Origin of the sequence: Mycobacterium sp. (assembly GCF_965229105.1) — a bacterium.
Classification (GTDB): domain Bacteria; phylum Actinomycetota; class Actinomycetes; order Mycobacteriales; family Mycobacteriaceae; genus Mycobacterium.
This window is the reverse complement of sequence record NZ_OZ245858.1, coordinates 3,491,694-3,504,402: the sequence shown is the minus strand read 5'-3', so window position 1 is coordinate 3,504,402 and position 12,709 is coordinate 3,491,694. Positions and strand designations below refer to the sequence as shown.

The 12,709-nt window shown below is 64.8% G+C and carries 12 protein-coding genes and 2 pseudogenes; 6 read left to right on the top strand and 8 right to left on the bottom strand.

Annotated features, from left to right (window positions below; genetic code table 11):
* Positions 1–99: 99 nt before the first annotated feature.
* Positions 100–663, bottom strand: coding sequence for a hypothetical protein (locus ADBZ9O_RS16405; RefSeq protein ID WP_526523619.1), 564 nt, complete (start codon positions 661–663; stop codon positions 100–102).
* Between the two features lie 114 nt (positions 664–777).
* Between ADBZ9O_RS16405 and ADBZ9O_RS16400 the strand changes: the two are divergent.
* Positions 778–1,142: pseudogene (locus ADBZ9O_RS16400) on the top strand (transcriptional regulator); the annotation flags it as partial.
* Positions 1,143–1,146: 4 nt separating this feature from the next.
* Entirely contained in the window at positions 1,147–1,548 is a 402-nt protein-coding gene (locus tag ADBZ9O_RS16395) for an acyl-CoA thioesterase (RefSeq protein WP_526523617.1), read from the top strand.
* Positions 1,549–1,555: 7 nt separating this feature from the next.
* Here the strand turns inward: ADBZ9O_RS16395 and ADBZ9O_RS16390 are convergent, their stop codons facing one another.
* Positions 1,556–2,485 (bottom strand): D-2-hydroxyacid dehydrogenase family protein, encoded by a 930-nt coding sequence (locus ADBZ9O_RS16390; RefSeq protein WP_526523615.1) that lies wholly within the window; start codon positions 2,483–2,485, stop codon positions 1,556–1,558.
* Positions 2,482–2,682: pseudogene (locus ADBZ9O_RS16385) on the bottom strand (hypothetical protein); the annotation flags it as partial. The pseudogene ADBZ9O_RS16385 and the gene ADBZ9O_RS16390, both read right to left, overlap by 4 nt.
* Before the next feature lie 158 nt (positions 2,683–2,840).
* On the opposite strand from ADBZ9O_RS16385, the gene speB reads away from it, so the two are divergent.
* Positions 2,841–3,839: an agmatinase gene (speB, locus tag ADBZ9O_RS16380; protein ID WP_526533214.1), complete on the top strand. Its 999-nt coding sequence runs from the start codon at positions 2,841–2,843 to the stop codon at positions 3,837–3,839.
* A gap of 4 nt (positions 3,840–3,843) precedes the next feature.
* Here speB and ADBZ9O_RS16375 read toward each other — a convergent pair whose 3' ends face one another.
* Both ADBZ9O_RS16375 and ADBZ9O_RS16370 read right to left on the bottom strand, forming a co-directional pair.
* The gene (locus ADBZ9O_RS16375) at positions 3,844–4,299 is read right to left on the bottom strand and encodes a ribose-5-phosphate isomerase (protein ID WP_526523613.1); all 456 of its coding nucleotides are present in this window, start codon (positions 4,297–4,299) and stop codon (positions 3,844–3,846) included.
* A gap of 1 nt (position 4,300) precedes the next feature.
* Positions 4,301–6,046 carry a dihydroxyacetone kinase family protein gene (locus tag ADBZ9O_RS16370; RefSeq protein WP_526523611.1) on the bottom strand — a complete coding sequence of 582 codons (1,746 nt, stop codon included), beginning with the start codon at positions 6,044–6,046 and terminating at the stop codon, positions 4,301–4,303.
* Positions 6,047–6,174: 128 nt separating this feature from the next.
* Between ADBZ9O_RS16370 and ADBZ9O_RS16365 the strand changes: the two genes are divergently transcribed.
* Both ADBZ9O_RS16365 and ADBZ9O_RS16360 read left to right on the top strand, forming a co-directional pair.
* Positions 6,175–7,185, top strand: a complete 1,011-nt coding sequence (locus ADBZ9O_RS16365) for a sugar-binding transcriptional regulator (protein WP_526523609.1) — start codon at positions 6,175–6,177, stop codon at positions 7,183–7,185.
* Between the two features lie 35 nt (positions 7,186–7,220).
* Positions 7,221–8,012 carry an SDR family NAD(P)-dependent oxidoreductase gene (locus ADBZ9O_RS16360; RefSeq protein WP_526523607.1) on the top strand — a complete coding sequence of 264 codons (792 nt, stop codon included), beginning with the start codon at positions 7,221–7,223 and terminating at the stop codon, positions 8,010–8,012.
* On the opposite strand, the gene ADBZ9O_RS16355 is transcribed toward ADBZ9O_RS16360, so the two are convergent.
* The 3 genes from ADBZ9O_RS16355 to ADBZ9O_RS16345 all read right to left on the bottom strand — a co-directional run bounded on the left by ADBZ9O_RS16355 (position 7,997) and on the right by ADBZ9O_RS16345 (position 11,452).
* On the bottom strand, positions 7,997–9,415 hold the full coding sequence (locus tag ADBZ9O_RS16355) for a purine-cytosine permease family protein (RefSeq protein ID WP_526523606.1): 1,419 nt from the start codon (positions 9,413–9,415) through the stop codon (positions 7,997–7,999). The two genes, ADBZ9O_RS16360 and ADBZ9O_RS16355, sit on opposite strands and share 16 nt — an antisense overlap.
* On the bottom strand, positions 9,396–10,553 hold the full coding sequence (locus tag ADBZ9O_RS16350) for a GGDEF domain-containing protein (protein ID WP_526523604.1): 1,158 nt from the start codon (positions 10,551–10,553) through the stop codon (positions 9,396–9,398). Before ADBZ9O_RS16350 ends, ADBZ9O_RS16355 begins: the two co-directional genes overlap by 20 nt.
* A 62-nt stretch (positions 10,554–10,615) precedes the next feature.
* Positions 10,616–11,452 (bottom strand): SDR family NAD(P)-dependent oxidoreductase, encoded by an 837-nt coding sequence (locus tag ADBZ9O_RS16345; RefSeq protein ID WP_526523602.1) that lies wholly within the window; start codon positions 11,450–11,452, stop codon positions 10,616–10,618.
* A 102-nt stretch (positions 11,453–11,554) separates the two neighbouring features.
* On the opposite strand from ADBZ9O_RS16345, the gene ADBZ9O_RS16340 reads away from it, so the two are divergent.
* Entirely contained in the window at positions 11,555–12,700 is a 1,146-nt protein-coding gene (locus tag ADBZ9O_RS16340; protein ID WP_526523600.1) for a DmpA family aminopeptidase, read from the top strand.
* The last annotated feature ends 9 nt before the right edge of the window (positions 12,701–12,709 follow it).

Genomic DNA, 12,709 nt, shown 5'->3' with positions numbered 1-12,709 from the left:
AGGTGTGCCGAACGGTCAGCGAAGTTTTCGAGTTTGCGCCGAACCGCGTCACAGTGACGCATTGCCCGGCCGATCCGGCGATTTTGTGACGCCTGCGGGCTACACGCCCGTCCAGGCCGAGTCGATCAAACTGCCGACGTCGATGACCTGAGCTTGTTGTGATTCTGGCGCGTCGATCTGGTCGCATACATGCTGGGCGATGAACCGTCGGATTTCGGCGTCGACACCGGCGAGTAACCGGAGTACCTCTCCGCGCAACGACTTCGACGACACGTGAACGCTGATATCCGTCGCGCGTGGTTTGGCGACATCCAGGATCAGCAGCAGCGGCTCGGCAGCCCGTGCGGTGGCCCGCAATGCGATCTCGCCGTCGACTACGAAACGCTGCTTGTCCACCCGCAGATCGATGAGCAGATCGATCTCCAGCGGGATGTGGATCGCGAACGTGATGGTGTCCCCGAGCTGCCTGGTGGCATGGGGCTGCTGAATGCGCACTTTGGCGGTGACCTTGGCGATTCGGCCGGGCCCCTGGCTCATCGGGCCCATTTCGAACTCGTCGCCGGCAATCTCTGCAAAGGCCGCCGCGACCCGTCCCTCGGTGACGGCGACTTCGAAGAAATTGCGTCCCCATTCCTGATAGGTGACGTAATCGTGCGTATCCATGGTGTCCCTACGGTCTCACGTTCATCCACCGCAGCCGCAATCACGCGCCGATAGCAGCCGGGGCGACACTGGACGGGTGACCACAGGAAGCACGGCAACTGTTGGCCCGACCGCGTCCCCCTGCGGGAAAGGAACCACCTGCTGATCGCGGCAGGACTGGCCCCGGAGTACACCGAGCGATCCCTTGACGATCCGGAGATGACGGCGGCGTTACATCCGGGCGGGCTGGCACCTGCCAGCGGCACCGGAGAATTGAGCGCGCTGCTAGTCGAAATTGGTTCTTTCCCAGGAGATTCCGCTGATATCGACGACCCAGGCGATATCGTGATCCCCCTTCGCCTGAGATCACCATCCGTTGCGACACTGTCGTTTTAAGCACCGTCACCACTTTCGGCACTGCGCTGGATCTCACTGCGGCAGAGCTGAGCATCGAGGCGTTGCACCCCGCTGACGATGCCACCGCAGCGGCGCTACGGTAAGGCCATGCCGAACGCCACCTTCGCGATGCCACTGCGGGTCCGGTACGTCGAATGCGATATGCAGGGCCGCGTGTTCAACGCGCACTACCTGACCTGGGTCGATATGGCGCATACCGAGGCGCTGCGCGATATCGCCGGCGGCTACACCGCCATGCTCGACGCCGGCATCGACGTGGTGGTGGCCGCGGCTGAGCTGTCCTTCCGGCGCGCAGCGACTTTCGATGACGAGTTGATGGTGCACACTCGCCTCGCCACACCCGGAAACACCTCGCTGCGAAGCGAATTCACCATCATGCGGGGCGAGGAGCTGATCGCCGAATGCGCGATGACGCATGTCTGCGTCAACGCCGACACCTTCGTCAAGACCCCGTGGCCGGACTGGTTCCGGCAGCGGCTGACGAACTGACCCGAGACTAGCTCCGATCCAGCCAGGTCGAGATCGCCGCGACGGCCTCACCGAAGAAGATCTGGTACGGCCGGTCGGCGACGTAGCCGATATGGGGCGTCGCGAGCACGTTGTCCAGGGTCCGCAGCGGGTGCCCGGCTGGCAACGGCTCAGTATCGAACACGTCGAGCGCGGCCCCGGCAATACTGCGGGCCCGCAGTGCGGCGATCAGCGCGGCCTCGTCCACGATCGGTCCGCGGGATGTATTGACCAGCAGCGCAGTAGATTTCATCGCAGCAAGGTCGGTAGCCCCGATCAATCCGTGACTGCGATCGCTGAGTTTCATGTGCACGGTGAGCACATCGGACATGGCAAACAGGTCGTCCTTGGAGACGTAGCCGGCTCCGGCATCAGCTGCGACCTGGGGGGTGAGGTTCTGGCTCCACGCGATTACCTCCATGCCGAAGGCACTGCCGATCCTGGCGACCCGCGCGCCGATCCGGCCAAGCCCGAGGACGCCGAGCACCTTCCCAGCCAGTTCCTGACCCACCGCCGTCTGCCAACCGCCGTCGCGCACCGACCGGCTCTCGGCCGCCAGCGACCGGGCACCCGCGAGGATCAACGCCCAGGTCAGCTCGATCGTCGAAGCGACCGAACCACCAGTGGTTCCGACGTGGATCCCGAGCTCTTCGGCGGCGTCCATATCGATCGACGCGTTGAACGGTCCGGTCGAGGCGATCATCTTCAGTTGCGGCAGCCGCTGCAGAATCTCCCGCGGCAGCGGGGTCCGCTCGCGCATCACGAAGACCACATCGAAAGGTGTCAGCCGGTCCACCAACTCCTGCGGGTCGGCGATGTGGTCGGTAAACACGGTGATCTCGGCCCGCCTCGCCACCGGTGACCAGTCGGCCATCTGCAACGCAACGTTCTGGTAGTCATCGAGGACAGCGACTTTCATTCTTCAGACGGTAGCCCGCCGCTGCGCGTCGCCGCGGGTGTCCGGTAGTCCAGCATGGTGCGCCAGTAGCCCTCGGGGATCTCGCCACCGGCCCGCAGGATGACCGCCAGGCCGGTTGCCATCGCGATACCGAGTAGCCCCAGCCACAGCAAAGTACGAATGTCGGGCCACGGCGCCAGGATGGCCAGCGCCGGCGCACGCTGCCGTCGATCGTCGGGCAAAGCATTTACCTGCCACGTAGTGACCGCCCTTGCAACACGTTTCGATTGGCCCACTCCCCACCCCGGTGAGCAGTAGTGTCACTGCGATGAGCCATGGACACGATCACGGGCCCGCACGGGAATTGCCACCTGGAATGGCCGAGCAGCTCGACCTGCCGTACGCCGGGCTGGCGTCGTTCGGGCATCGACCTTTTTTGACCGAGCCTGAGCAGCTCGAATCCTGGCGGCCCGATGTCGCGATCGTCGGCGCTCCGTTCGATGTGGGGACGACGAATCGGCCGGGAGCGCGGTTCGGTCCCCGCGCGATTCGGGCCACCGCCTATGAGCCGGGGACGTACCACATGGATCTCGGGCTGGAGATTTTCGACTGGCTCGAGGTCGTCGATTTCGGTGATGCGTACTGCCCGCACGGCCAGACCGATATCTCCCACGCCAATATCAAGGAGCGGGTGGCGACCATCGCGTCGCGCGGCATCGTGCCCGTTGTCCTCGGCGGTGACCACTCCATCACCTGGCCCGCGGCCACCGCGGTCGCCGATGTGCACGGCTACGGCAATGTCGGCATCGTGCACTTCGACGCCCATGCCGATACCGCCGACATCATCGAAGGCAACCTGGCCAGTCACGGCACCCCGATGCGGCGGTTAATCGAATCCGGCGCCGTGCCGGGCACACATTTCGTGCAGGTCGGTCTGCGGGGTTACTGGCCGCCGCAGGACACCTTCGAGTGGATGCAGGAGCAGGGCATGGTGTGGCACACCATGCAGGAGATTTGGGAGCGCGGCTTCAAGGCGGTCATGAAGGACGCCGTCGGCGAGGCATTGGCGAAGGCCGAAAAGCTCTATGTGTCAGTCGATATCGATGTTCTCGATCCAGCCCATGCGCCGGGGACGGGCACACCGGAACCGGGTGGCATCACCAGCGCGGACCTGCTCCGGATGGTGCGCCAACTCTGCCACGAGCACGATGTGGTCGGCGTCGACGTGGTCGAAGTATCGCCTGCATACGACCATGCGGAGCTGACCGTGAACGCCGCCCACCGGGTGGTATTCGAGGCACTCGCCGGGATGGCTGCTCGCCGTCGGGACGCCGCGGGCGCCAAGGCAGGCCCACCGTCACCGCTGGCGAAGTAGGCGGTTACGCCTCGTAACCGCAGATCGCCTCGACCTTGTCCGCGGATGCACTATTGGGATCGAACTCGTAGTCGAGCCACTCCCTGGCCAGCCGCCGCGCCAGTTCCAGGCCGATGACGCGCTGCCCGAAGCAGAGCACCTGGGCATTGTTGGACAGCACAGACCGCTCCACCGAGAAGCCGTCGTGCGCCGTCACGGCGCGGATGCCGGGAACCTTGTTGGCACTGATCGCAACGCCAAGTCCGGTGCCGCACACCAATAATGCGCGATCGGCCCTACCCTCGGCCACCATCCGCGCGGCCGCCACGGCGACGTGCGGGTACGCCGTGTTCTCGTCGGATCCAACACCGACATCGGTGACCTCACCGACGCGGGGGTCGCCACGTAGGTCACCTTTGAGCGCCTCTTTGTACTCATACCCGGCGTCGTCGGAGCCGACGACAATCCGCAATCCCGACATGTCAGTGATCTCCGTTGGCCGTGAGGGTGAAACATTCACCGAGGGTGTGCGCGCACATCGCCAGTGACGTGGCCCCGGCATCGGGGGTGCCGATACTGCGTTCGGCCAGCGGCCTGGCCCGACCCACTTTGGGCCGCAATCCTGCGGTGTCCACCGCCGACTGAGTTGCGATATCCGCTGCTGCGCGCCAGGCACCCTGCCACTGTTCGCCGTCGCCGGTCCGCCGCTCCAATTCCTCGACGAAAGGCAACAGGGCATCGAGCATCGTCTTATCCCCCGGTGCCGCGCCGCCGAGCTGAATCAGCGCGTCGTAACCATCACGGATGGCTGCGGCTACGGTCGGCGAATCGGGCCGGCCGGTGTCGGTGAGACGGGCTCCGATCGCCGAAAGCATGGCGCCCCAAAGCACTCCCGAGGTGCCGCCGGCCTTGGCGGCCCACTCCTTGCCTGCTGCGGCCAATACCGAGGCCTGGCCGCCACCGTCGGCGACCGCACGATCGGCAGCAGTGCGAGCGGCAGCCGAACCCTTGACCATTCCGCGACCATGATCACCGTCACCGGCGACGGCATCGATGCGGCCCAGTTTGTCTTCGACGCCGGCCAGCATGTCGGCCATCGCGGCGAGCCCTCGCGCGACAAGTTCGCCGCCTGCGCGTCCCTGGTCATCGGAACGCTCCCTCAGCGCCGGGCCCTGTGCTGACGTGTCGGCGGTCGCGTCCGTGCGTCGCTCACCCGATTGGGGTGCCACGGCCGCGGCACCCTTGCGGTAGGCCGGGGTGTCTGCCGGTGCGGTCCAGTACTTTTCGAGCTCGTCGTCGAGCCACATCACGGTCAGTGAGCAGCCGGCCATATCGAGGCTGGTGACCAGTTCGCCGACCTCGGGCTGGATTATCTCGTAGCCACGTTCGCGCAGGAGCTGTGCCACGGTGCCCCACACCACGAACAGCTCTTCGTACTTGGTACGACCAAGACCGTTGAGGATCACCGCAATTCGCCGCGTTTCCGTGTCATCGCGGTCAGCGAGCACACCGTCGACCAGGGTCCGCGCCAGGTCCGCAGCGGTCGGCATCGGCTCATCGGCCACGCCGGGCTCGCCATGGATGCCGAGGCCGACGCCCATCTGACCGGCGGGCACGGTAAACAGTGGATGATCAGCACCGGGCAGGGTGCACCCGTCGAACGCGACACCGAGAGTGCGGGTGGCGGCGTTGGATGCTTCGGCGACCCGGATGACGCCAGCGATATCCAGTCCATCCTCCGCGGCAGCGCTGGCACATTTGAAGACGGTGAAATCGCCTGCGATTCCACGGCGTTTGGCCTCTTCGCCCTTCGGTGCGCTGGCGACATCGTCAGTGACCGCAAAGTAGTGCGCGTCGATGCCTTCGCTGCGCAACTGGGTGACGGCCAACCCGAAGTTCATCACGTCGCCGGCATAGTTCCCGGTGGTCAGCAATACCCCGGCGTCGGAGTGGGCGGCGCGCGCCACCGAGGCCGCGTCATCAGCGGACGGGGAGGTGAAGATGTTGCCCACCACGGCGCCGTCGGCGAAGCCCGGCCCGACGGTTCCGCAGAAGGCCGGGTAGTGGCCGGACCCGCCGCCGATCACCACCGCGACCTTTCCTGGCGCGGTCTGGCGCGCACGCACCACACCCCCTGGCACACCGGCGACGTAACTCGCGTTGGCATCCAGGAAACCGGCCAACATGTCTTCGGTGAAACGGGCCGGATCGTTGAATAGCTTGGTCATCGCAGGTGATCTCCACGGTCGGGGTCGAAACCTCCAAACACCGTAACGTGCTCGTTGCACATATGTCCAGAGAACATTCTCATTGAGAAATTGCTTGCGGACAGATGTTCAGATGGCATACTCGTCGCATGCCCCGACCCGCCGAGAATGCGTCAAAACTCGGCGTCGGTGACGACAGCGAACCCGGACACTTCCCGCCCGCCCTGTTGTATGCCGCGGCCAAGCTGTATTACACCGACGACGCCACTCAGGCGGAGGTGGCCGCCCAGCTCGGCACCAGTCGCGCAACGGTCAGCCGGCTGCTTGCCGAAGCGAAACGTCAGGGCATTGTTCGCATCGAAGTCGTTCCGCCTGCCCCGGCGGCATCCACCGACATCACCGATCGGCTGACCCAGGCACTCGGGCTCAACGCCATCTATCTGAGCCTGCCACTGCCCAATCCGGGTCCCGGCCGCTCCGTCCTGGACGTGATGGGTGGCGCGCTGGCGCCTGCAGTTGGGCATGCACTCGGTGCTGCCAACCTGCTGCCCGGCGACGTTCTGCTGGTCTCCTCGGGACGCACCATCTACGAGATCGCCCAGTTCGATTTGACCGAGCTCAACGGCGTACTGGTTGCGCCGACCGTCGGCGGCAACTACCAGCCTGAAGAGTGGTACCAGACCAACGAGCTCACCCGCCTGGTGGCCAATCGTGTCGGCGGCCGCGCGAATTACCTTTTTGCACCGGCACTTCCGGGCCCCGCGCTGTACACCTCATTGCTCGCGGATCCCAGCATCCAGCGAGTGCTGCATCTGTGGCCGCAGGCACGCTGCGTCCTGATGGGTGTCGGCGCACCACCGCTGATCCGATCCGATTACCCGCATTTCGTCCCGACCGGGTCCAGTTCGTTGCGCGCCGCCGTCGGCGATGTCTGCTCGCGGTTCTACGACCGCAATGGCGCTCCAATCGAATTCGACGGCAGTGAGCGGCTCATCGCGGTGGAACTGGAAGCGCTCAAACGTATCCCGGTGACCATTGCCGTCGCCATCGGCAAAGACAAGGTCGATTCCATCATCGCCGGCGCACGCGGCGGGTACTTCAATCAGTTGGTCACAGATCCGGCGACGGCCACCGCCATCCTCAACAGTCCGAATATCTAGAAAGTGTTCGGCCCGAACAAAAGTGAAGGTTTATTGTGACAACCCCGACCACGCACAGAGATATCGGATCGATTCGCGTCGACGGTAAGCGTGCGCTCATCACCGGTGCCGCACGGGGAATCGGAGCCGAGCTCGCCCTGACCTTCGCCGCAGCAGGCGCCAGGCTGGTGCTCAGCGACCGGGATAAGGACGAGTTGGAAACCGTCGCGGCCACGCTGCGCGCCGACTACGGCAGCGAGATCAGCACCGTCATCGCCGACCTCGCCGAGGCCGACGCCCCAGCGCAACTCGCCGCGCAGGCGTTGAATGCCTTTGGCGGCCTGGACATCCTGGTCAACAACGCCGGAGTCGCGCTGAATGAGCCTGTGCTGGCGCTGGATCCGAAGAGATTCGATCTCACGTTGACCATCAACCTGCGTGCCCCTGCGCTGTTGGCGGCGGCGGTGGCCGCAGCGATGGTCGAGGCGGGCAACGGCGGGGCGATCGTATCGGTGGTCTCGGCAGCGGGTCTGCAACCGTTGCCTGATCATTACGCCTACTGCACCTCCAAGGCCGGCCTGTCGATGGCGACCAAGGTGCTCGCCCGCGAGCTCGGGCAGTACGGGATTCGGGCGAACTCGGTGTGTCCGACCGTGGTGATGACCGACCTCGGCCGCTCGGTATGGAGCGCGGAGGAAAAGTCCGCACCAATGATCGCCCGAATTCCGTTGGGCCGCTTCGCCGAGCCGCATGAGGTGGCAGATACCGTGCTCTGGCTGGCCTCCGATGCGGCCAGCATGATCAACGGTATCGACGTGCCGGTCGACGGCGGCTACACGATGGGCTGAGATGCCCCTCGGCGCCGGATGAGTCGATAACTGCCGTACAGCACCGCCGCGACCGCAAAATTCACGAAGTAGGCCACATCGGCGCCATGCCACGCGACAGCGATCGGGCCCTGGAACAGCGTGGTGTTCATGAACGGGATCGCGGCGGCATACGCGAGCACGAAGGCGACGATTGCAGCGATGGCGTCGGGCCGCAGCGTCGCCTCCTCGGCAGGATTGATGCTGCCGCGCCCACGCGCCCGCAACATCCAGTCGATGACGATCACCGCAACAAAGGCGGGGATCCAGTAACCGACCAGCAGCAGCACACTTTCGAAACGCGCTGCGGTGTCATCGGCGTGCAGCCACAAGATGAGCAGAAATGCCAGCACCGTCACGATCACCGCGGACATCGGTCGTCGCACCCGCACACCGACGGTCTGCAGTGCCAGCGAGCCGCTGTAATCGTTCATCGCGCTGGAGCCGATGGCGGCCAGCGTGATGGCCAGCAGCGCGACGGTGCCGAGGACACCGTCACCCATCACCGAGTGCACCCCGGCCGCCGTCTGATCGGACAGTAGGCCCGCACCGGCGATGCCGATACCTTGAACGAAGATGTAGGCCAACACAATTCCGCCGAAACTGAAGCCGAACACGCGGACCCGAGACGAGTCGGCAGGCAGATAACGACTGAAATCAGCGGCATAACTGGCCCAGGAGATCGCCAAGCTCAGAGCGATGGTGACCTCCATGACAAAGGCACCCACCAGATCGGGGCCCGCAACGGTCGCCGGGGTGATCACCTGGTGGCCGGCAATCAGTTTGATGGCGAACACCACGAACGTCGTCAACAGCACCACCGTCAGGACGGCCTGGACCCGGTGGATGAGCTCGTAACCGAAGAAACCTACCGCGCCCTGCAGGATGAGGACGATCAGTACCGCCGCCCAGAACGGGATCCCGAGCAGGACCGACAGGGCCTCGCCGCCGAAGAGGCCCACCAATCCGTCCCAGGCGATCGACGACAACCATTGCAGGGCAGCGGGTACGACGACACCGCCGCCGAACGCCATCCGCGAGATCGGCAGCTGACCCGACCCTGTCCTCGGCCCCCAGGTCGACAGGTACGCCACAGCCAGCGAGCCCAGCACCGTGCCGATCACCATGGCCAGCATGCCAAGCCAGAAACCCAACCCCAGCGCGACGGCAAGGGTGCCGGTGAACACTCCGGTCATGGTGACCTGCGGGGCGAACCACACCGTGAACAACCGCCCCGGTCGTCCGTACCGCTGGTGCGCTCCGATGGGCGCGATGCCGTGGGTTTCGACCGCGAGGTCACCGGCGTGGGTCGGCCGGCGACCGGTGAATGCGGGCGCATCAAGTGCGCTCGGGGTGGCGGCCACCTCACGACTCATTGTCGGCATCCATTCGCCCAGTGTTCCTGTCGTCGAGGGCGATGTGGACCGTCGCGTTACCGCCGTTGCGTTTCGCGTCGAACATCGCGTGGTCAGCGCGCTCGATAATCGTGTCCAGAAGCGGTAACAGATCGTTTCCGGCAGCGGCGAAACTGGCAATGGCGAAGCTGGTGACGCCGACGCTGGCGGTGATGGCTCGATCGGCCGGAGCTGCTATCGCATTGCGGACACGGTCAGCGCTCCGCTCCGCCTCGCCAGGTCCCGCCAGGTCGACGATCACGAATTCCTCACCGCCCACCCGGGCCACCAGAGCACTGCCCCGAACCGCCGAGGTGATACGTCGAGCGCTGCGAATCAGCACCTCGTCACCGATCGGATGGCCGAAAGTGTCATTGATCTCTTTGAAGTGGTCCAGGTCGACGACCATGACGGCGACCTCGGTATCGGTGGCGGTAATTACGCGCAGCAGATCGCCGACGTGCAGATGCAGACCACGCCTGTTCAGCAATCCGGTCAATGGATCGATGACTGACTCGATGGCTTCGTTACGCATCGCCCAGATCCCGAATTGGATTCCCAGGGGTATCGCAACCATCAACGCCACCGTCGCGAGTGTCTTGCCGGTGAAGGCCAGCTCGTCCAAGGGTCCCCCGCTGCCGACCCGAATGGCAAATGCCGTCGTCGACAATAGGATCCACAACACATGTCCGGCAAGGACTCTCGGGCCGTCGAAGAACATCAGGAACACCGAGATCATCATCAGAGCATTGAAGGCGAACAGGCCGAGCAGCCAAGTCGCATCCAGCAACGCCACTGCAGTGATCCCGATATCGGCGGAGATGACAAATGCCAACGACATCCGCCGCGACGGCCACGGGCGCCAGCACCACACCCAGGACCAGAAAAACTGCAGGACGGCGAACATTGCCACGGCGATGCGCGAGGCTAGCGTACCTGCGACCGGAAGCAGGATCAGCAAGCAGACGACTGCGTTCAGCCCGGTGCCCAGGCCGATAGCCATCTTGACCGCCTCGGACATTGTCCGCTTGGCGAAGTACTGCACGTGTGCGCCGTAGTCGACCGATCCTCGCCACCACGTGCGGACATACTGGCCAGTTACGGCGATACTTCTCAAATCTGCTGGCAAGGCAATGCCTTTGTTAGCGATCCTGGTAAATGGTCACGACGATATCCGCTACCTGTTTTCACCTAGCGCACGATCATCGAGCTGGGTGGCCGTGGTGAACCCAACCAGTCTCGGTGCGACGGAGGCTGCCGCCCATCGTCCTCGGTGATGCCGTAGCGCTGGGCCAACTCGGCGCCGATCACGGTGTGCCCGGCAAGTTCAGCCAGCGCGGAGTCACGGTACAGCGCGTTGATCAGACGTCCGGTGAAGGCCGGGGTTTCCGCCTGCTTTTCCATCTCGTCACTCGCTTCGGGCTGCCCGGCGAAAGCACTACGAAGCTTCTCCGTCCACAGGATGCCCATCCAGATAGACACGGGAATCACGGAAGTCCCCCGGAAATCGACGGCCATATCCGCGGCAAGCTTGTCCAAGCCAGCCTTCTGCGCTCCGTAGGCGGGTCCGTGCATATAGCAGACCGATCCCGGCGATGATGTGAAGACGATCAGCCCGCGTTCGCGACCGACCATCAGCGGTGCGGCATGCCAGGACGCCACATATGCCGATCTCAGTCCGACGTCGAGGATATCGACAAGTTCAAGAGGCCTCTGCCAAAACGGATTTCGGCCCGTCAGATCATCGTGGACGGCCGCGGCGTTGTTCACCAGCAGATCCAGCCCGCCACAGTCGCCCGCGACGCGGCTGAACAGCTCGGCCACTGAGGGATCATCGCGGTGGTCGACCGGGACTGCGATGCCGTCTCCGCCCGCCTTGCTCACCAGTTGTGCAGTATCGGTGTCCTCGATCGTCCGGCCGGTCAGGTAAACCCGCCAGCCCGCCGCCCCCAGAGCCACAGCGATACCGCGGCCTGCGCCGCGGCTTGCGCCGGTCACGACGGCGACCGGTCGATCTTCGTTGACCACCGCATCAACTTACGTGCCCGGCAGGGCCATTGGGGATGCGACTCCACGCCCCCGGCAGACGCCGCTGAAGATTGAGACCATTCGGTTTAATCTGCTTGCACCATGAGCTCACCTGCCACCCATACCCCCGACGGTCATCCGCGGGCCCGCGGCCTTCTCGCCCCGGCCGGTATCGACCTACCTGGCGAACCCGGTCCCCTTAACGCGATCACCGATGTGCCCGGTGTCGAAGTGGGTGTGACGACGCTGATCGCTGGGGACACCGTCCGCACCGGGGTCACCGCGATTCTGCCGCGTGGCCGTGCCGGGGTGGGCGCGCCGTGCGCCGCAGGCTGGTACTCCCTCAACGGCAATGGGGAGATGACGGGTACCACCTGGATCGAAGAAGCTGGTGTGCTGAATCTTCCGATCGTGGTGTCCAACACCCATGCCATCGGCGCCTGTCATACGGGAACTATCAGCTGGATCAACCGGGTCGCTCCGCTCCTGGCTCGCCAATGGCTGCTACCGGTCTGCGCAGAGACCTGGGACGGCTACCTCAACGACATCAACGGCGGGCATGTCCGCCCCGAGCACGTCGAAGCCGCATTGGACGCAGCCACGTCTGGCCCCGTCGCCGAAGGTTCCGTCGGCGGTGGCACCGGGATGAACTGCTACGAGTTCAAGGGCGGCAACGGCACCGCCTCCCGCCAGGTTCCCTACGGATCGCGCACGTTCACCGTGGCGGCCTTCGTCCAGGCCAACTTTGGTTCGCGCGCCGAACTCACGATCGCCGGCAGGCACCTAGGCTCCGCTCTCGCCGACGATAACCCAATGGACAGCGACTGGTTCGATATCGATATGGGGCGCAAGGCGCCGCCAGGAGCTGGTTCGGTGATCGTCGTGATCGCTACCGACGCTCCCCTGCTCCCAGGCCAATGCAAGGCACTCGCCCGCCGCGTCCCGCTGGGGCTGGCTCGTACCGGCACCACCGGAAGCCATTTCTCCGGGGACATCTTTCTGGCCTTTTCCACGGCTGAGGCCGCAGGCCTGGCCAGCAGCTTCCCGTCCGGGCCGGTTCGCGATGACGAGTTCTCGTCATTGACCTTCATCCCTTGGGGACGGATGGACGATTTCTATCAGGCTGTCGCCCAATCCGTCGAAGAAGCTGTACTCAACGCGCTGGTCGTCAACGCCGACATGGTCGGCCGCGACGGTCATCGCTCCCCCGCTCTGCCGTTGGACCGCCTGGCTGCGTTACTTGTATAGATAGCCGAC